At 30.6% G+C, this 19,980-nt stretch carries 19 protein-coding genes; 7 read left to right on the top strand and 12 right to left on the bottom strand.

Going from position 1 to position 19,980, the window contains the following annotated elements:
* Nucleotides 1-110 precede the first annotated feature (110 nt).
* From EXC59_RS05885 to EXC59_RS05875, 3 genes are all read right to left on the bottom strand, one after another.
* A complete protein-coding gene (locus tag EXC59_RS05885) occupies nucleotides 111-902 on the bottom strand; it encodes a hypothetical protein (protein ID WP_035370103.1) in 792 nt (263 codons plus the stop codon).
* A gap of 209 nt (nucleotides 903-1,111) precedes the next feature.
* Entirely contained in the window at nucleotides 1,112-1,387 is a 276-nt protein-coding gene (locus EXC59_RS05880) for a hypothetical protein (protein WP_035370102.1), read from the bottom strand.
* A 228-nt stretch (nucleotides 1,388-1,615) separates the two neighbouring features.
* On the bottom strand, nucleotides 1,616-1,846 hold the full coding sequence (locus tag EXC59_RS05875; protein WP_162164097.1) for a hypothetical protein: 231 nt from the start codon (nucleotides 1,844-1,846) through the stop codon (nucleotides 1,616-1,618).
* 200 nt (nucleotides 1,847-2,046) lie between these two features.
* Here EXC59_RS05875 and ybaK point away from each other — a divergent pair, with 200 nt between their 5' ends.
* The 6 genes from ybaK to EXC59_RS05845 all read left to right on the top strand — a co-directional run bounded on the left by ybaK (nucleotide 2,047) and on the right by EXC59_RS05845 (nucleotide 8,135).
* The gene (gene ybaK, locus EXC59_RS05870) at nucleotides 2,047-2,511 is read left to right on the top strand and encodes a Cys-tRNA(Pro) deacylase (RefSeq protein WP_035370099.1); all 465 of its coding nucleotides are present in this window, start codon (nucleotides 2,047-2,049) and stop codon (nucleotides 2,509-2,511) included.
* An 80-nt stretch (nucleotides 2,512-2,591) separates the two neighbouring features.
* Nucleotides 2,592-4,601: a M48 family metalloprotease gene (locus EXC59_RS05865; RefSeq protein WP_035370098.1), complete on the top strand. Its 2,010-nt coding sequence runs from the start codon at nucleotides 2,592-2,594 to the stop codon at nucleotides 4,599-4,601.
* Between the two features lie 53 nt (nucleotides 4,602-4,654).
* A complete protein-coding gene (locus tag EXC59_RS05860; RefSeq protein ID WP_035370097.1) occupies nucleotides 4,655-4,903 on the top strand; it encodes a hypothetical protein in 249 nt (82 codons plus the stop codon).
* A gap of 1 nt (nucleotide 4,904) precedes the next feature.
* Nucleotides 4,905-5,249, top strand: a complete 345-nt coding sequence (locus tag EXC59_RS05855; RefSeq protein ID WP_035370096.1) for a DUF952 domain-containing protein — start codon at nucleotides 4,905-4,907, stop codon at nucleotides 5,247-5,249.
* Between the two features lie 51 nt (nucleotides 5,250-5,300).
* On the top strand, nucleotides 5,301-5,813 hold the full coding sequence (locus EXC59_RS05850) for a GNAT family N-acetyltransferase (protein WP_162164096.1): 513 nt from the start codon (nucleotides 5,301-5,303) through the stop codon (nucleotides 5,811-5,813).
* A gap of 135 nt (nucleotides 5,814-5,948) precedes the next feature.
* Entirely contained in the window at nucleotides 5,949-8,135 is a 2,187-nt protein-coding gene (locus tag EXC59_RS05845; protein WP_035370095.1) for a glycoside hydrolase family 18 protein, read from the top strand.
* A 31-nt stretch (nucleotides 8,136-8,166) separates the two neighbouring features.
* Here the strand turns inward: EXC59_RS05845 and EXC59_RS05840 are convergent, their stop codons facing one another.
* The 6 genes from EXC59_RS05840 to EXC59_RS05815 are packed head-to-tail and all read right to left on the bottom strand — an operon-like array spanning nucleotide 8,167 to nucleotide 14,801.
* On the bottom strand, nucleotides 8,167-8,427 hold the full coding sequence (locus EXC59_RS05840; RefSeq protein ID WP_035370094.1) for a glutaredoxin family protein: 261 nt from the start codon (nucleotides 8,425-8,427) through the stop codon (nucleotides 8,167-8,169).
* Nucleotides 8,424-9,521: a class 1b ribonucleoside-diphosphate reductase subunit beta gene (gene nrdF, locus EXC59_RS05835; RefSeq protein ID WP_162164095.1), complete on the bottom strand. Its 1,098-nt coding sequence runs from the start codon at nucleotides 9,519-9,521 to the stop codon at nucleotides 8,424-8,426. The genes EXC59_RS05840 and nrdF overlap by 4 nt, the downstream gene beginning before the upstream one ends.
* Nucleotides 9,522-9,533: 12 nt before the next feature.
* Nucleotides 9,534-11,636: a class 1b ribonucleoside-diphosphate reductase subunit alpha gene (nrdE, locus tag EXC59_RS05830; RefSeq protein WP_162849177.1), complete on the bottom strand. Its 2,103-nt coding sequence runs from the start codon at nucleotides 11,634-11,636 to the stop codon at nucleotides 9,534-9,536.
* Between the two features lie 2 nt (nucleotides 11,637-11,638).
* The gene (nrdI, locus tag EXC59_RS05825) at nucleotides 11,639-12,007 is read right to left on the bottom strand and encodes a class Ib ribonucleoside-diphosphate reductase assembly flavoprotein NrdI (RefSeq protein WP_162164094.1); all 369 of its coding nucleotides are present in this window, start codon (nucleotides 12,005-12,007) and stop codon (nucleotides 11,639-11,641) included.
* A 12-nt stretch (nucleotides 12,008-12,019) separates the two neighbouring features.
* On the bottom strand, nucleotides 12,020-12,496 hold the full coding sequence (gene nrdG / locus EXC59_RS05820) for an anaerobic ribonucleoside-triphosphate reductase activating protein (protein WP_035370120.1): 477 nt from the start codon (nucleotides 12,494-12,496) through the stop codon (nucleotides 12,020-12,022).
* A gap of 16 nt (nucleotides 12,497-12,512) precedes the next feature.
* Nucleotides 12,513-14,801 carry an anaerobic ribonucleoside triphosphate reductase gene (locus tag EXC59_RS05815; RefSeq protein ID WP_162164093.1) on the bottom strand — a complete coding sequence of 763 codons (2,289 nt, stop codon included), beginning with the start codon at nucleotides 14,799-14,801 and terminating at the stop codon, nucleotides 12,513-12,515.
* A 709-nt stretch (nucleotides 14,802-15,510) separates the two neighbouring features.
* Here EXC59_RS05815 and EXC59_RS05810 point away from each other — a divergent pair.
* Nucleotides 15,511-17,172: a Na/Pi cotransporter family protein gene (locus tag EXC59_RS05810; protein WP_035370089.1), complete on the top strand. Its 1,662-nt coding sequence runs from the start codon at nucleotides 15,511-15,513 to the stop codon at nucleotides 17,170-17,172.
* A 39-nt stretch (nucleotides 17,173-17,211) separates the two neighbouring features.
* Here EXC59_RS05810 and EXC59_RS05805 read toward each other — a convergent pair whose 3' ends face one another.
* Genes EXC59_RS05805 through EXC59_RS05795 form a run of 3 tightly spaced genes read right to left on the bottom strand, consistent with a single transcriptional unit; the run spans nucleotide 17,212 to nucleotide 19,955 of the window.
* Entirely contained in the window at nucleotides 17,212-18,099 is an 888-nt protein-coding gene (locus EXC59_RS05805) for an ABC transporter permease (protein WP_035370087.1), read from the bottom strand.
* On the bottom strand, nucleotides 18,092-18,994 hold the full coding sequence (locus EXC59_RS05800) for an ABC transporter ATP-binding protein (protein ID WP_162164092.1): 903 nt from the start codon (nucleotides 18,992-18,994) through the stop codon (nucleotides 18,092-18,094). Before EXC59_RS05800 ends, EXC59_RS05805 begins: the two co-directional genes overlap by 8 nt.
* A 52-nt stretch (nucleotides 18,995-19,046) precedes the next feature.
* A complete protein-coding gene (locus EXC59_RS05795) occupies nucleotides 19,047-19,955 on the bottom strand; it encodes a diacylglycerol/lipid kinase family protein (protein WP_035370085.1) in 909 nt (302 codons plus the stop codon).
* Between the last annotated feature and the right edge of the window lie 25 nt (nucleotides 19,956-19,980).

Here is a 19,980-nt window from a genome sequence, read left to right as displayed (position 1 = left end):
TAATCAATCGCTATTTTTCTCTTATTTGTAGTTGAATTTGCTATTTTTAAAGACTTTTTTAGTCGTTTGAAGTCTTATATATAACGCTAAACAACCCTTAAAATAAGGGTTTATTTTATGCTATTAAAGATTCTATCAATGGCATCACTTTCTGCTCTAGTTGGTTCTTTATATAAGAATTTAATGAAGTTAGCACGTTTATCAATAACTTCTTGATTGTGCTGTCTTTGTTTAGAAACATAGTGATCTAAAAGCACTAATGTATAGATACAAGCTTCAACTTTATTAGCTTCAATTAATCCAGTTTCTGTGAATTGTTTTAATAAGTAATACATAGTTGATTTTGATAAGCCAAAAGAACTGCTTAAATCTTTAGCAGTTGTTTCAACAGTTCTATTAGCTCTTTGCTGAGATAAACGAGTTAATTTACCTAATACGATACGTGCATTAGCCGAAAATGTCTTTTGTTTATTTTGTTTAGTTGTTACATATTTATTTTGAAGCATATCTGTTGTAATAAATGCTTCAGATGAACTTTCAGTTGTTGCATCTAGGTTATAGTTAAGGTTGTAATATGAAACGCCATACTTAGTTGCCACAGTAGTAACTAGACCTAATTTCTCTAGCTCATTAATTGATCTATAAAATTGAGTTCTTGAGATACCTAAAGTCTTATAAACTTCTTCCTTAGATTTCTTCATTTTAACTGGATGATTGTGTTTGTGGAATGATTTTCTAATTGGTCTAGGAACTAAAAAGAATAAGCCTGAATAGAGTAAAATACTAGATTCTGATGCATCTAGTGATAATAAGTATTTATCGAACTTTAAAGCTACGCCTTTACGTGCGCTCATCACTTTATTAAGTTCTAATTTAGTTAACTTATCCAGTGTATGACTCATTCTTATTCCCTTTCATTATTCTTTAGATTTTTAAAATAAATCCCTTTTAAAATTTACTTTAAGAATCTACCTGGTAGAGAGAGTTACCAGGTAAACTCATTTTTCTCTTTCTATGTAGCGTTTTTTTATTTTAATGCACCCATAATGTGGTTTGCGTAACTTATTATCATTAACAATTTCACCTATTGTTTTTTATATATTTCAACATTTTATCCATCATATCTGGTAACTTTCATTTTTTTATTAGTAATCTTATTAATGACTGTTTGACCAATATAAATTGGATCTTTATTATCTAGCCATTTAATGGCTTCTTCCCTACTGTCGAAAAATTCAGTCCATGCATCGCCAGTTGTATTATCGCAAGCTACGTAGCCTTTTCCATCACGTGCATAAAACTTTCCAATAGGCTCATACTTTCCAGTATCATCATTGAGTGAGATTATATCACTGATAAAAGTTGCAGTGACAAATTGCTTTTTCATTTCCCTTATTCCTCCATGTGAATCTATTTTAAATTCTGGATATGGTTGACTAAGACTCACATGGAGGCGAATCGATTATTCAACCACATCCAGAATCCACTTAGCGATAGGAGTTACTAAGTAGATCCATAAGGGGAAAGAAGAATAACAAGAATGCATAACACAAAGAGTCTATTAACTTCTTGGTATGCTACCACACATACTTTTAAATTTAATAGACTCTTTCTATCATTGTGGTAGATATGAATTTTTTTTGATTTGATAAAGTCTTTTTTCGTATTCTATGCGATACACGATTTTATTAACTTTCCATTTTTTATAATTAAGAATTTCAATAAAGAATTTAATAGCATTTTCTTTAGAGTTAAGTTGTTTTTGAACAAACTTAAATTTTCTATAATCACCAAGTTTATTAACTTCAAGTTCTGCATTTAACTTTTCAATAATACATTCAAACATTAATAACACTCCTTGAAATAAATAAAAATACACATCAGATGATGTGCATTATATTCATTGGACTCCAAAACCGTTTGTATGGGTTCGAATCCTGTTGCCCCCGCCATTTAGATAATTATTAACTGATACATGATGTGTCAGTTTTTTTTATTTTTTACATAAATCTTTTAAATTCTTATATTCGGGTCTATAATATTGTCATGGAAAAAACTAATGTTATGCGTCTATTAGATGCGGCTAAAATTGAATATATCCCACATGAATATAGTAAAGATGTCACTGATGGAGAAAAGATTGCTAAGATGCTAGGTGAAGACTTAGATAGCGTCTTTAAAACTCTTGTAACACGAGGACACGATAAAAACTATTATGTTTTTTGTGTGCCGGTATCTGAACAATTAGATTTAAAAAAAGCTGCTAAAGCGGTTGGTGTTAAATCAATTGAAATGATTCCACAGAAAGAGCTACTTCCATTAACTGGTTACATTCATGGTGGCTGTTCACCAATTGGCATGAAAAAGAAATTTAAAACAATTATCAATGATACGGCTATCCTATTTGATCATATTTATGTATCAGCTGGTAAAGTTGGTTATCAAATTGAGTTGAACTCCTATCACTTAAAGGATTATATAGAAGCCCAATTCATCGATATTATTGAGTAAAAAGGTATCTTCGGATATCTTTTTTATTATTTATACATCTACTGTTATAATAATATTAACGATACACATTGGTGGAACATATGCAAAATAACATGAAAACGACACTTTTGAAAGTACTAAGTTTTTATCTTCTAGTCTTTTTTTACATTGCTTTAGTCTTAACTGGAAACTATGTTGGTAAATTTAATTCTGATTTAAGTTTTAGACTTTCTTTAGAAATTAATTTTGTTTTATATGTTTTACTCATTCTTAATTATTTTATATCACGCAAAATTACAAAAAAGTACGATATTAAAAAATCAGAAGAATATTTAGATTTCATGTTAAAAAAGAAATCGGAAGTAACCGATCTTAAAGAAGTTAGAAGAAAAACATTAAAACTTTATCGCGTGACATATTTTTATACAATATGTATGCTTGTTTTATTCATTTTAGCTGCCTTTGTATCGGGAATGTCTTTAGCAAATTTCCCCGATTCTAGTCTTCAATCTAAAATTTCAATTATCTTATTGATACTTACTTTATTGATTACATTGATTTTATCAATTAACCTGATTTATTTCTTACAACCTAAAGAAAAACCTCTACCACCTTATGAACGATATTCAGATGTTGAAGCTTTAATTGCTGAGGTTTTAAAAGAAGAAAATATCGATATGAAGTTTCAAGCTGAAATCACATTTAGTGGAAACTGTTCAATTGCTGAACACAATAAAAAATTATATATAGCAACCGGTTTTGTCTTACTTAAAAATTTAACAAGAAGTGAAATTAAATCAATTCTCTATCATGAGATTGCACACTTCAAAAATAAAGACACGAATTATACAACAAAAATCTATAAGTACCAAGCGAAGTTAGATCGTTTACTACCAAAAAATGTATTTAGATTTTTATCGCCTTTATATGGTAAGCTTCAAGCTGAAGCAGTACTTGAAAATGAACTTAGTATGATTTATGCAGAAAACTTGGCTGATGATTTTGTATTATCAAAACATAAACAAAAAGATTACATTCAAGCATCGATAAAAGGATTTGGCTTAGATTTACTCTCTAATTACTTCTTCCCTGATGTTTTCGATGAAGCGATTAAAGAAAATGGCTTCACAAAAGAATTAATGGATCAATTAAATACTTATCTAATAAAACACTATAATGAAAGAATTTCTATATATGATTATATTTCTTTAAATCATTTAGATCCTCGTTTTACAACACATCCAACAATTAAGAATCGACGTGATAAATTTAATGTTTCAAATATTAGTTTAGATTTAACTGATCAACACGATTTTGATCAAGACGTTTTAAAATTCTTAAATATTTTCTTTAATAATGGGTTCTTAAAAACTTCAAATGGGTTCAAAGAATCTTATGAAAAGTATTTAAAGGATAAAGAATCTTATAAGAAAAACGTTGATGTTAGTTCTACTGAAATCATGCGTCATCTTCAAACAGCATATAGTATGTGGGACTTTGAAGAATATTTAAGAGTCGCACATCTTGTATTAGAAAAGTATCCAGAAAAAGAAGCAGAAAACTATTTTGTTGGACTTATCTATTTAACACATTATTTTGACCCTCAAGGTGAAGCATACTTATTAAAAGTTGTTGAAAAAGAAAACTCTGAATACATGTTAAATGCAATTCATGTTTTAGGGGATTACTATATGAAGATGGGCAATGTAGAAGGACGCGATTTTATTCGTAGTATCCAAACCAAAAAACTAGATAATTCAATGGAACTTCAAAAAGTGTTTAGTTTTAAATTAAATGATAAGTTAGAACAATACACCAATCAAGAAATTATCAATCAGGTGATTAATCTTGTTAAAGACTCACCAGAAGTAATTGCACTCGCTGTAGGAACAAAAACTTATAATACTGCACATTCTACACACTTTGTTTTATATTATCCTTTTAATATTAAGGATGTTGAAAAATTGAATTTAGTGGCTGATAAAGTGTTCCATTATTTAGATACTTTAGATGATCAGTTCTCACTCCATACGTTCCCTGATGTTGCCTTAAAAGCTAAGGGTAAAATTAATCAACCCGGTTTCTTAATCTATAAACGAAGCAAGTCATAAATACTTGCTTCTTTTTTTAACTTTGAAGGTATAATATTTTCGTAGGTGAAAACATGGAAAAGAAAGATTTTTTAAATAACGTTAGAAAAAATAAAATTATGACAATCAAATTGGTTGAATCTAATGAAGATATCAAAATGAAAGTTGTAGAATCTGGTTTTGAATTAAAAGCAAAAACAGAAGGGAAAAAAAAAGGAACAAACCGTACTGTCAAAGTTAAATTAGTAACTAAAGGTGAGGATATTCGCGTAAAGTTTGTTAATGAAGACGAAGATATTAAGTTCTATTTATTAGCTGAATAATATGATTATTAAATGTATAGAAAAAACATATTGGGAAAGTGTTAGAAATTTAAAACATTGGGGCGAAGCTGAACTTATAAAAGATGGCTTCATACATAACTCAACCATTGAAACACTTCCTATTATCTTAAATAAATTTAGTATGGATAAATCATTCGTACTACTTTTATTAGATGAAAATAAACTAACTTCGCCATTAATTTATGAAATGAGTAAGAAACTTAATCTAGAGTTTCCTCATATTTATGGGCCAATTAATAATGATGCAATCCTTGAGGTTCTTCCATTATTAAGAGATGCTTCTGGAAACTTTATTGAAAATCCAGAATTTCTAAAATATAAATAATTACTTTATAAAAAATATTTTATGGTGATTTTAATCACTATTGAGGCATATATGGAACTACACACAAATAGACTACTACTTAGACCACTCACATTAAATGATTTAGATACTAAACATGATTACGCGAAAGATGAAGTATCTAATCAATACATGTTATTTCTACCAAAATTAAGAATCGAAGAAACTTTACTTTCTTTACAAAATGCAGTTTATAACTGGGAAAATAATAATCCAGATAACTATGAATTTGCAATTGTTTTTGAGGATAAACATATCGGCGAAATTGGCTTATACAGGCTAAATAGTGATGAGGCTGAACTGGGTTGGGTACTTCATAAAGATTATCAAAATAAAGGTTTTGTGACTGAAGCAGCATTTGAAATCTTAACATTAGCCAAAAGGATTAACTTTAAAAAAGTGGTTGCTCATTGCGATGAGCGTAACCTACCAAGTCGCCGTGTAATGGAAAAACTTGGAATGATTGAAAATGAACATAAAGGGGTAAGAAAAAACCGTATCGCAAGTGAAGAATCTGTTGAATTATTATACGAAATTCGGATTTGAATTGAAGGCTAGATTAGCCTTTTTTTATTACATATTGTTTTTTTAATATGAAAATAATGTTCCAAAGTATACATATTTTACTAAATATGTAATAAACTATGAGTAGACATAACTTATGCTACAAGGGGGTATTGCATGAAAAAGATTCTATCTATACTATTAATGCTTCTTTTAATTCCAACATTAGTTGCTTGTGTAAACTTTAATGATAACTCACCAAAAATTAATGTTACTGTAGATTTAGAAAACTACCAAGTAACTGAAATTTCAGATGGATTAGAAGCAAGAATCGATTTATTATCAAACTTTATTTCATTAACAATCAAATTAGATTCGATATTTTCTAGCTATGGTTTAAAAGTTAATGGTAAGACAATCAATAAAAATAAATATACAATTTCAAATAACGAATTAATTTATAACTTTAAAGCTAAAGACTTTATGAAGAAAAGCGAAAAAATCACAACTTTACTTAAGTTAAATTCAGATGGTGGTTTATGGCATAAAGAGGATTTAGTTCATATTACACCTTCATTTACATTTGATAATATATCTCATAATGATGAAGAATCAAGAGATATAACTATCTTTACAAATGTTTCTACAGGTTTAAGATGGTACTACAAATTATTCTTAAAATATGAAACATCCTTAGATATCTACAAAGTTGTCTTTGTTGATCCACGTGATAAGGCAATTGAAGCCTTAGATCTTCCAGATTATGATTTTATCTTAGCTTTACATTATCAAAACGCTGATATTGAGACAAACAGTGAATTAAAATCATTATTTACTACTTCTTCATTAAATTCGATTGTAAGTTTAGATAACGATTTAGAAACTGCAACAACAGCTTATGTTTATACGAATTCAAATAACGAAGCTAATTATCAAATTTACTTAAATGAAGAATTTATCTTACCAACACCTCAAAAGGCACAATTTGACTTTGTTGGTTGGTTTGATGGAGTGAATGTGATTGAAACATTTACACCTTATACTGCTAAAACAGATAATTATGTAAAAGAATTAACTGCTCAGTATGGTGGCATGTCAATTGAAAGTTTAAACAACTATTTAAATTCAATTATTCCTCAGTTCACTGACAAAGATTTAAAACTACCTCTAGCATATAGTGACTACACAATTAACTGGGAATCAAGTAACGAATCTGTCATCTCTAAGACCGGTAAGTTTAATAACTCATTTAATGATGATGAAGTAACATTAACTGCCAAGATCACAAAAAGTGATGGTTCTACCTATCAATATACTTATAAAACCGAAGTGAGAATGATGAAATCATTTAGTAATGGTATCGCAAGTGGTTATATTTATAGAAGTTATAGTAGCTTACCAGATTTATTATTCGAAACATTAGACATTATTAATGCAGCATTTATTGATTTAGACACAAATGGAAATCTAAAAGGTACTGCTTACTTAAATAATGTAGCAACAGAAATCATGCCACGAGCGAAAGCTTATGGTAACTATGTTGTCTTAGTTGTTGGTCCTGCTTCTGAACCAAGTGTTTGGTCTGAGGTTGCAAGAAGCCAAGAAAAAATCAATCGTATGGCTGATCAACTTGTTGAAATCATTAATGAATATGGATTCCACGGCGTTGATTTAGACTGGGAAACACCAACTTCAAGTGAAAAGACTAACTTCACTAAACTCGCAAAAACAGTTTATGAAAAAGTTAAGGCCAATAACCCTAATCACTTAGTTACTGCTGCTATTGCTGGTGGTCAATGGCAAATGCCTCGTTACGATTTAGAAAACTCTAATCAATATTTAGATTATGTCAACATGATGATGTATGGATTAGTTAATAACGGTGGACGTTACCAAAACCCATTAAAAGCTGCAACATCTTGGCATAATTCAACACTACAATTAGGTGCAACAACTTCATCAACTTCAATTGCCGAATCTGTTCAATTATTTAATAACTTAGGTGTTCCAGATAGTAAGTTAATTGTTGGTTTAGCATTCTACGGTATTCGTCAAGTGCGAACAAAAACTGGAAACACTTATGGTTCGTTCACCAATGCTGGTTCAGTTTTCTATAATGAAATTGTTCAAATCATGAACAATCCAGATTATATTACTGCTTATGACGAACGTGCCAGTGTTCCTTATATATATAAAACAGATGGTACAGAATTCATTAGTTTTGATAACCCTCGTTCAATTGCTGAAAAAGCACAGTGGATTAAACGTGAAGGGCTAGCTGGCTTAATGTTCTGGGAGTATGGTACAGATACGACAAACATTCTTCTTGAAGCTTTAAAAGAATCAATGTATAAAGAAAAATAAGGCAATCCACAAGGATTGCCTTATTTTTCTTTTATTTTTTACCAATATGTTTTTCTAAGAACGCAACCACTGGTGTTGGTTGAGTTTTAGATAATACATCATCACCTGCAATAAATGTAGGTAATGTTAAGACGCCATATTGACTTGTTAATTTCTCAAATTCTTCAGTATTGGCTTCTTTGTTAACAATTTGGATATCACTATCATATTTACCATTTAGTCCAAACTTTAAAAACATTTTTAGTTGGTTACATTGTGGACAATCGTTTTTAGTTAATAAAATTACACTCATTTTTCTTCTCCGAATTTAATAATTTTCTCATTTGTAAAATAGAAATCAGAGTCTTTTAACATTTCACTCTTCATCTTTTGGTAACCATTACCCTTCATTGAGAAGTTATCCATTGTCTTTGTTTCAGTATTTAAACCGTTTAAGACAACTGGGTTAACATCTTCATGTTCAAAGTATGGTTCAAACCCTAAGTTCATTAAGGCTTTGTTGGCATTATATCTAACAAAGATTTTAACATCATGTGTTAATTCTACTGCATCATAAATACTTTCAATTAATTCACCAACTTCATGATATAAATCAAGTAAGAATTTATTCATCCATCCTTGAAGTTCATCTTGTAAGTCAACTGGGAATGTTTCATAAATTTCTTGAGCTAGACGACCAACATATAATCCATGGATTGATTCATCACGTAAGATAAGGTTAATAATTTCCCCCGCTTGCATGAGTTTACCTTGACCATAGAAAAATAGTGGGTAATAGAAACCTGAGTAGAATAACCAAGTTTCTAAGAAGACTGAGGCAACCATTGCCTTCCATTGTTGAACTTCAAATTCACGTTCATTAAATGATGGATCATCTTCCATGAATTGTTTTTTATAATTCATTTTATCAAGTGCTTTATATTCACCAACAATCAGCTTCATAATGTTTTGTAAGTTAGCGTGTTTTTCACCCCAACGGAATAAATCATCAATCTCCGGTGTTGTCATATAAGTCATAAAGATATTAGAGTAACTTTTCGCATGAATCGCATTTTCCATCGCTGCCATGTAATTGATCACAGCTTTTCTTTGATGGAATCTTTCATCAATGCTGCGTCCTACAACTGGCATACCAATATCACCTTGATAAGTATCTAAGAACGTTAACACTAATAAGTTTCTTGCGTAAGCTAATTTGATATCATCACTTAATGCACTCCAAACGTTTAAGTCTGGTTGAAGGGAAATGTCTTCAGGACGCCAAAATTGGCTTAAGTTTTGTTCATAAAAAGATTGAGTATACTCATCTTCATTGGTATTCCAGTTAGCACCTTCATAAGGTGTTTCAACTTTTTGTTTAACAAGTCTTTTAATTTTCTCTGCCATGTTTTTATCCCCTTAGACCGCACATGATTCACATTCTTCAATTTTTAACTTTTGAGTTCTTGTGTAGTAAAGTGTTTTAATACCTTGATAATGTGCATATAAATAATATTTTTGAAGTTCTCTTGTTGTAATATCTGATGTAATACATAATTCAAATGAGATACCTTGGTCAACGTGCTTTTGAGCGGTTGCGATGACATCAATCACTTTAAAATTATCCATACGATAAGCTGTTTCATACATAAATGATGCAACATCTAATGCAGGCATTGGATAATAAGTCTTTGAGTTACCATAAGTACGTTCTTCAACTAATTGTTTGATTGGTGTTAATGAAGGTGTAGCAGACATGATATAACCAATTGATCCATTTGGCGCTACTGCTAAACGGTGAGAGTTATATAATCCATAAGTCATGACATCTTCTTTTAATTGTAGCCAATCGTTATCTGTTGGAATGTAAATATCTTTAAAGATTTGTTTCACTTTATCTGTCTTAGGTAGAATTTGTCCTCGTCCGTCAAAGTATGAACCATCTGCATATTTACTTTGTTCAAAGCGATAGAACTTTTCACCAGTTTCTTTAGCTTTATTCATTGAGTGTACTAATGAATAGTAGTTAACCATGTTGAAGAACACATCGATTAAATCTAAGTTTTCTTCACTTCCATATAATATATAGTTTTCAGCAATAAAACCATGGTGACCCATAATACCAAATCCAACTGAACGATTTAATCTATTTGCTTTTGCAACAGCTGGTACATGTTTAATATCTGTATTATTAGAAACAGAGTTCATTACATCCATTGCAGCAAATACAGTTTCTTTAATTGTATTATGTTTAATCATGTTTCCCATATGTCCAGATGCTAAGTTACATGAGATATCCATTCCAATCTCATCATTACCAGCACCATAATCACCATAGTGAGATGTAATGGTTGGTTGTAAGATTTCAGTACATAGATTTGAGAACTTAACTGGTCTATCTAATGGGTTTACTTTATTTACGTTATCACTAAACATGATATAAGGATATCCTGATTCGCCTTGAAGTGATGCTATCATGTCAAGGATTTTTCTTGGATTTACCTTACGTTTTCTGACCTTTGGATTATCCGCTAAGATGTCATACCATTTATTCATATCAATAGAAACATCTGCGAAATCTAATCCATATTCTTGGAATACAGTATGTGGGTAGAACACATACATATCTTTATTTTCTCTAGCAAGTTCAATAAATTTATCAGGGATAACCACACCCATTGATAAAGTTTTTACACGAATATCATCATCCGCATTTAACTTCTTAGTTGATAAGAAGTCTTCAATGTCAGCATGGAATACATTTAGGTAAACCGCTCCAGCACCCGTTCTTTGACCCATTTGGTCAGCATATCTAAAGTTGTTATCTAATAGTTTTGCTACCCCTACAACACCTTTAGAAACGTTAGGAATGCCTTTAATTGCCTCACCTTTAGCACGCAGGTTTGATAGATTGATTGAAACCCCTCCACCAACCTTAGATAGTTGCATTGAGAATTCTGAGATCCTTGAGATATCATTTAATGAATCTCCTGCTTCCAGTAAGAAACATGAAACAAATTCACCACGCATCTTCTTACCTGTGTTTAATAGTGTAGGCGTTGCTGGTGTAAAGTCTTGTTGAATTAATAAACGAATTAATCCACGTGCTTTATCAAAATCTCCGTTTGCATGGTAAAGTGCGTTTATTGCTAAACGATCTTCATAGCGTTCTAAGAAGTTTTTACCATCGCGAGACTTAAGGGCATAATCATTATAGAACTTAAATGCACCCATGTAAGTTGGAAAACGGAATTTTGCAGCGTATGCAATATCAAATACGGTTTGGATTTGTTCCATCGTGTATTTTTCTAAAAATTCCTTCTCATAGTAATTATTTTCAATTAAATATTCTAACTTTTCTTCTAATGAATGGAAGAATTGAGTCTTCTTATTAATTTCATTAAGGAAGTAACTTTTCGCTGCTGCCTTATCTTTATCAATATCTCTTAATTCTCCATTTTCATCAATTACTTGATTGTTTAGAATTATCCACTCAGGAATTATATCTTTTCTTTGATCCATACTCACTTATCCTCTTTCTTCGTTTTCTCTAATATCCAATTTTTAACAAATTCAACATCTGATTTAAAACCAGAACCTTCAAACTTCTTAACCAATGGAATTTTGTATATATTTTCTATTTTTACGCCTGCCATACCGAAGTTTGCCCCCCAGTTCATATTGCCTGAGACTGCACAACCTATAACTTTATGCTTATAGTTTTCTAAGAAGTCTTTTGTTGTTTCTGGAATTTGTCCAAAGTTAATACTTCTTGTAACCAAAAATATATCATCATCAGTTTCCTCATATAATTTGACGTGGACTGTATTAAAACCTAAGTTGTTAGCAAATCTTTTTGTTTGACCAGTCAAACTATCAAATACAACAAGCATAATTCTCTCTCCTTATTCTTGATACAAAACAATTTGACCTAATTCCTTCGTTTTTCTTAAGTCAATTATTCTTTGATTACTGCTTCCTCTAAATAAGAGGTTTAGATTTCTTAATTGATGGATATATGGTCCATCAATTAAATAATCTGCTTTATCTAAAATCTGATTTGTAGACTTACATTCTCGCTTTCTCAAGGCTTCATAAGTATACCCGCTATAACAAATGACATCTAAACCATCAGCTTTTGCTCGTCTAACTAATTCACTTACACTTTCAGGTTGTAAGAATGGTTCACCACCGCTAATTGTGATGCCGTGGATAATTGGATTTTTTCTCCATAGTCTTTGAATTTCATCTAAATTTACCATCTTTCCACCATTTAAATCATGTGTTTTAGGGTTATGACAATTTAGACATCTTAACTTACATCCTTGTGTGAAGATAACGAACCTTAATCCAAATCCATCAACGATGGAATCAGAAATCATATCATTTAATCTAATTTCATGATTTGAAGTGTTTAACACGTTCTTCGACTTCTTTTCGTTTTGCATCATTGAATCGATCCAAGGTACCTACTAAATACCCTGTGATTCTTCTGATTCTATCAAATGGCTGATCTAATGTTTCTTTCCTTCCACACTTTGGACATTCATCATTAATAATACCTACATATTTACATACTGGATCATAGTCAACAGAATGATTAATTGATCCATATCCAATTCCTTTTTCAGCCATATATTTAATAATTGCTTCAAAGGCCTTTAAATTATTTTGTGGATTACCATCTAATTCAATATAAGTAATATGTCCACCGTTTGTTAATTCATGATATGGCGCTTCAACATCAATCTTATGGAAAGCTTCTGTTGGATAGTAGACTGGTACATGGAATGAGTTTGTATAGAAATCATGGTTTGTAACACCTTCAATCACACCAAACTTTTTCTTATCCATATTTACAAATCTTCCTGATAAACCTTCAGCTGGAGTTGCAATCAGTGAGAAGTTTAATTTATATTGTTGAGCTGTTTTATCCATTTTTTCTCTCATGAATGAAACAATCTTTAAACCTAAAGCTTGTGCTTCTTCTGATTCACCATGGTGCTTACCAACTAAGACTTTTAATGTTTCTGCTAGGCCAATAAACCCTATCGCAAGCGTTCCATGTTTAATAACCTCTTCAATCGTATCACCAGGATTTAATTTATCACTACCTAGCCATACACCTTGCCCCATTAAGAATGGGAAGTTATACACATGAAGTGCTTTTTGAATATCAAATCTTTCTAATAATTGTTCAATCACTAAATCCATCGTTTCATCTAATGCTTCGAAGAATGCTTCTTCTTTTTTATTTAAGATTGCAAGACGCGGAAGGTTAATTGAAGTAAAACTTAAGTTACCTCTTCCTGTAACAACTTCACTTTCTGGGTCGAATACATTAGCGATAACTCTTGTACGACATCCCATATATGCAATCTCAGTATCTGGATTACCTGGTTTGTAATACTTCGCATTAAATGGTGCATCTAAGAATGAGAAGTTGGGAAACAATCTTTTAGCAGAAGTTTTCATTGCTAATTGGAATAAATCATAGTTAGGTTCTCCTTCTTTAAAGTTAAGACCTTTCTTAACCTTAAAGATTTGAATAGGGAAGATTGGAGTTTCTCCACTACCTAATCCACGATCAGTTGCCTTTAAGATTGATTCAATAACTAATCTACCTTCATTTGATGTATCTGTACCGTAGTTTATTGAAGAAAATGGTACTTGTGCACCAGCTCTAGAATGCATTGTGTTTAAGTTGTGAACTAAACTTTCCATTGCTTGGTAAGTATCTCTTACAGTTTCTTCATGTGCTTCTTTTGTTGCAAAGTCTAAAATACGGTCTTTTTCGATTTCATCTTCTAAATATGGTTTGATATATGCATCAATCGTTCTATCGCCTAATTTAGGTGAAATTTGATGTACTCCTTCAATTTTAGTTACTAACTCTTTAGCATCTAAATCAATTCCATAGAATTTGAATGCTTTTGCTAAATTGTTTTTGAAGTGTCTAATGTAAGTTTTTCTTACCCCTACTGCCATATCGAAGTCAAACTTAGGTATACTTTGACCACCATGTTGGTCGTTTTGGTTTGATTGAATTGCGATACATGCAAGTGCTGCATAAGTCTTAATATCCTGAGGTTCTCTTAATGATCCATGACCTGTTTGGAATCCACCTGTAAATAACTTAGTTAAATCAATTTGACAACAAGTTAAAGTTAAGGTTAAGAAATCTAAGTCATGAATATGGATTAATCCTTCCTCATGCGCTTTTGCGTGCTTTGGATTTAAAACAAATATCTTGTTAAACTCCTTTGCACCTTCACTACCATATTTAAGCATCGCTCCCATCGGCGTATCACCATTGATGTTTGCATTTTCTCTCTTTAGATCACTCTCTGTAGATTTAGAGAATGCAATGTCATGAAATGTACGCATTAATCTAGTATTTCTATCTCTTACTCTATTGCGTTCCTCACGATATAGAATGTAAGCTTTAGCAACTTCGGTTTGATTAAGTCCAATAAGTGCCCTCTCAACTTCATCCTGAACATTTTCAACTGTCGGAATGACATCGTTATATTTCATATCGATGTTTTTGAGTGCTCTTGTTGTAACATCATCTACCTTCTTAATATCTTTACCAGCAGCTATAAATGCTTTAAGCACTGCATCATGAATCTTTTCTTGGTTGAATCGAACGATTCTTCCATCACGTTTTCTGATTTTTTGTAACATGGCCATACCCCTTTTCACATATTGTTTAGGAATACTAATCGGCGCCAAAGCATAGTGCTACTTAATAAAAAATTATTAAGCATTTGGCTTTTCCTTATTCCCCGTCATGATTGAGTATGATGAATTATAAGGGATAGAAAAGTGATTTGCAACTTATTCAACCATGTAAATGCTTACATAACTTTCAAGCATTTTTATCTTTCATAAGGTTAATGTTTTTGTATAGCCAAATAGTCTTTTTTTATGGAAAATCACTTTCACTTTCTTTCAATTTTCAATTTAATTGTATCTCCTTTTAAAAAGCACTTTTTCATGTTATCGATTTATCACTTTAGCGTATAGTAAATTTATACCTGTATCATACCTTATGACATTATAAAAAATAAATAACCATATATATAAATATATATGGTTAAATATAAACTGATTGAATTTTAACTACTAAACTTATTTTAACTGAATTGTTAAGGCGATAAAACTAATTTCAGAACGAATTTTTACTGTTAATTTCCACTTATATCGTTGGCTTTATTAAGCCATTTTTTTAGATTCACTTAACTAAATGATTAGTCTAGCTATTTGTAGTTTAATTATTCACTTTCAACCTAAATTGATTTTATTTTCATAGTTTTCATTATAAAATTCCTTGCATTTTATTCAGTTGATGTATAATAAGTTTGGTTAACATTTAAATAATAAAGGAGTTTATATGGAAATCATTACTAGTATCGTATCCTTGTTATCTGGACTAGCTATCTTCTTAGTTGGAATTCATCAGATGTCAGCAGGATTAGAAAATATATCATCTCAGCGCATGCAAAAAGGTCTTTCTAAGGTTTCTAATAATAGATTCTTGTCCTTTGGTTTTGGAGCATTTATTACAGCTGTTATGCAGTCAAGTACATTAGTGACAGTCATGACAATCTCATTTTTAAATGCTAATTTACTATCGCTTGCTCAGGGAATCGCAATTGTCCTAGGGGCAAACATAGGTACCACATTAACCGCACTGATTTCAAGTTTTGCAACAGTTGAATATGCAATTTATTTATCATTATTTACACTTGTTGGTGTCTTAATGGAAATGTTTGCTAAAAAAACAAAAACGAAAAAGTTCGCTCAAATTTTTGTTGGGTTTGGATTAATTTTTATTGGTTTGAATTTTGCCTCTAGTTCTTTCCAAACACCAGAGATGAAGGATTTTATCTCTAGTGCGTTCCAAGCCGTTAATTTTCCTGTTTTATTGATTATCATAAGTATTTTATTCACAATACTTGTTAACTCTTCTACTTTAGTGGTTGGATTAGCTATTATTCTTGTTTCTAGTCAAACCATTCCACTTGAATATGCATTGTATATTGTCTTAGGTGCTGAAGTAGGAACAACTTCAACTGGTATTATTGCTTCCTTAAGTGGTAATGCTAATGCTAAACGTTTAGCATTTATTCAATTAATATTTAATTTATTAGGTACAATCGTCTTTACTGCAATCTTATGGATCTTTACAGATGAGATTGTTGGCTTATTAAATAATGTAAATCCAAACTTCCAAGTTGCTTTATTCCAAATCTTCTTCAATGTATCTACAGCATTTATTGCAATTCTATTTGTAAATCAATTAGAAAAATTCTCTAAAAAGATTATTAAAGATGATACAACAAGTCTTGCAAGTATGAATTTACAATTTATTGATGAAAAATTATTAGTCACACCATCGTTTGCTTTAACAGCTCTTCATAAAGAAGTTAAACGCATGTTTGATTTAACAAAAGAAAACTTAATTTTATCTTTCCAATCGATTAAATCTCAAACACCAATTAATCCTGATATTGTGAAAAAGAACGAAGAGACAATTGACTTCTTAAATGGCGCTATCTCGCTATATTTAGTTAAATTATCAGGTGAACATCTAAGTTATAAAGATGAATTAGAAATTGGTAAATTATATCACTTAATTAATGACTTAGAACGTATAGCCGACCACGCACATAACTTCATTTTAATCGTTGAAGAAATGGTTGAGGTTGGTTCTAAGTTCTCTGGTGCAGCAGAATCTGAATTAAATCAAATGACTGACCAAGTTTTATTAATGTATGATTTAGCTGAAGACATTTATCAAAATGATGCCGTTGAAAAGTTAAATGAATTATCTGTATTAGAATATGTTATAGATAAGAGTAAATCAGACTTCGAAAATAATCACGTTATTCGTCTACGTACAGGAGAATGTAGTTTAGAACACTCTAAGTTCTTCTATGATTTCACAAGCCAATTAGAAAGAATTGGCGACCACTTGATTAATATTGGTTACACAACAATTAACGTGGTCGGAGATGAAAAAGAAAACGAAAAGAAATTTGTTTCAAAATAAAACAAAAAACTTCAAACCATAGTGTTTGAAGTTTTATTTTTATCTTTGCATTTTTTTGTTTAATCTTATGGTTGATAATGCGAATAATCCACCAGCTAAGACTAATGAACCTAAGATTAAATAGAATAATGGTACATCCATACCTAAGAAACCAATGACGTTCATACCAAACGAATCTTTGACTTGTGCTAATAAATCTTGGTTATTATTTGTTAAATCCGCAAGTAACTCTAAAGAGCCTTGCATTAATAATTGTTTGAATGCTGTTCCCATATGCGTGAATGGTAATAATGAACTTATATAATTTAATGCTTTTGGAGCACTTGATGTGAGCGGAATATAAATTCCTGAAACAAACCCAATGACGCTACCAAAAATACCTGATACTGCACCAAATGCGTTCACTGATGGAATAAATGTAGTTAATAGAACCATGAATGATGTAGAAATTAAAATGAAGATTGGTAGTAAAAGAATCACTGATAATACTGTTGCTCCATCATAATAAATACCCGTTACAGTTCCCATTAATATAACAGCAAATAACCAAATAACAATCGATAACACTAAAGTAATTAAGTATGAAGCTATATAATAGCCTAGAATTACTTTATATCTTTTAACTGGTGTAACTAAGAATGCATCTAATTGATTATTTTGCATATCCGTTACGACTGTCCCTAATACACCAAGTGGAATCGTTATTGTATTTAATACTAAGATTCCTGCTAACATATTTGAGTAAACCATAAATTTTAACTCACTATTAGTTAAAAGTTCTTTTAGTTCTCCACCAACTGAATTACCTAAAAATAATACATAGATGATTAATAAAATAATTGAAGATAGTAATGAAAAGAAAACTGATAACTTATCTCTTAAATATAACTTTAAATCACGTTTAACTAAATTAATGACTTCATACATTTTGTTCACCTACAATCTTAACAAACACATCATCCAATGTACCATTCACCACTTCAAAGTTTCTAATGTTTTCTTTTAAGTCAACAATTAAACCAATAGCATCTTTTGTATCTTTAATTTCAATATAATAAACATCAGATTTTTTAAAGAAATCACGTTTTTCTTTTTCTAAGTAGCTAACTAATTCAGCTTTTTTATGTGGAACTAATTTAAAGTAATCTTTACTATGTGCATCTTTTAATTCAGAAGGTGATCCTTTGGCAACTATTTTCCCTTTATGAATAATCACTACATAATCAGCATTCGTTGCTTCTTCCATATAATGCGTTGTTAGTAAAACAGTTACCCCTTCTTCAACTCTTAATTTATTAATAACTTCCCAAACCACTAATCTTGTTTCAGGATCTAAACCTGTTGTTGGTTCATCTAAAATTAATAATTCAGGATTTGAGAATAACGCTCTTGCTATTTCAACTCTTCTTTTTTGTCCACCAGATAGTGTTTTAAATCTTTGGTTCTCAATTTCTTTTAAATTAAGTTTAGCCATTAATTCTTCATATCTAGCTTCAACTTTTTCTTTCTCTTTTAAGTAGAAAGCACCTCTTAACATTAAGTTCTCTTTGACTGTTAATAAACCATCTAATACATTATCCTGAAAAACAACACCTATTTTTTCTCTAAAATAGGCTTCATCTTCCTTGCCATTTAATAAAATATTTCCTGTATCTTTTTTAAGCAGTGTCGTAATCATTTTAATTGTTGTTGATTTTCCAGCACCGTTTTGACCTAAAAACGCAAATAAACTTCCACGTCTTACATCAAAACTAATGTGGTTGACAGCTTTAACTTCACCAAATGATTTTGATAAATCTGTTATTTCTAAAATGTTATCCATCCTATATCCTCCTTCTTACCGATACAATATTATCACAACCTATAAGAAAGCACTAAAAATAGATTTGCGTTTTCTCTTTCTTAACTATTATGCAAATTTCTTCCTTAAAGACCTTAACTGTAAGTGAACCTTTTGGTCCTTTTTCCCCATCAATATTCCAAACATACTTATCATCTATTTCAACTTTTACTTCATCAGTATCTAAATGAAGGTCACTTTTGAAGTGTTTCCCTTTAAATAAATAGAACCATCCAATCTTAATCCAACTTAAAAAATGACGTCTATTAAAAACTCTAAACCCTACCAAACCACTATTTAGTTTTGTTGCTTTACCGAATTTTGTTAATCTAAATCCCGCAATTCTATCCCCTGCCCCCATAATCATAAAGAAGGTCTTTTTCTCATAGGTTTCGTCCTTAGTGATAATCTTCGCATCTATTTTAAATGGGACAAAGACATCTTTAAACACGTTTAAGAAATATCCAAAGTGTCCTAAGTATCTTAGTGTTCGTCTATCAATTTCATAACTTACTCTTGAGAATTTTCCAACCGCAGCAGCATAGATAAAATATTCATCGTTTGCTAGATGAACATCCATCATTCTACATACATTTTCTTCATAAGTCTTTAAACTTTTCTTTATATTTTTACTAATACCCAGCATATGCGCCATATCATTTGTTGTGCCATAAGGTAAGAATAATAACTTTGGTCTAAGTTCTTTATTTATTTTCATCACACCATTAACAACACCATGAATTGTCCCATCACCACCAGAAATAATGATGGTTTCATATGAAGCACCAATTATTTCAACTTCTTTAACAATATCAACTTCACTCGTTAATTCTAAAAGGTCTAATACCTTATTTTTTGACGCAAAAAAATCTTTAATGTAATAAAGATCTTTTTTTATTTTTCCTTTACCTGATTTCCTGTTAAAAATTAATAATGTTTTCATAATCCCTCTATATCTAAATCTATTT

This window comes from Acholeplasma hippikon (assembly GCF_900660755.1).
GTDB classification, from domain to species: Bacteria; Bacillota_I; Bacilli_A; order Acholeplasmatales; family Acholeplasmataceae; genus Acholeplasma; species Acholeplasma hippikon.
The sequence above is the reverse complement of the archived record's forward strand: the minus strand, read 5'-3'. Positions and strand labels throughout refer to the sequence as shown.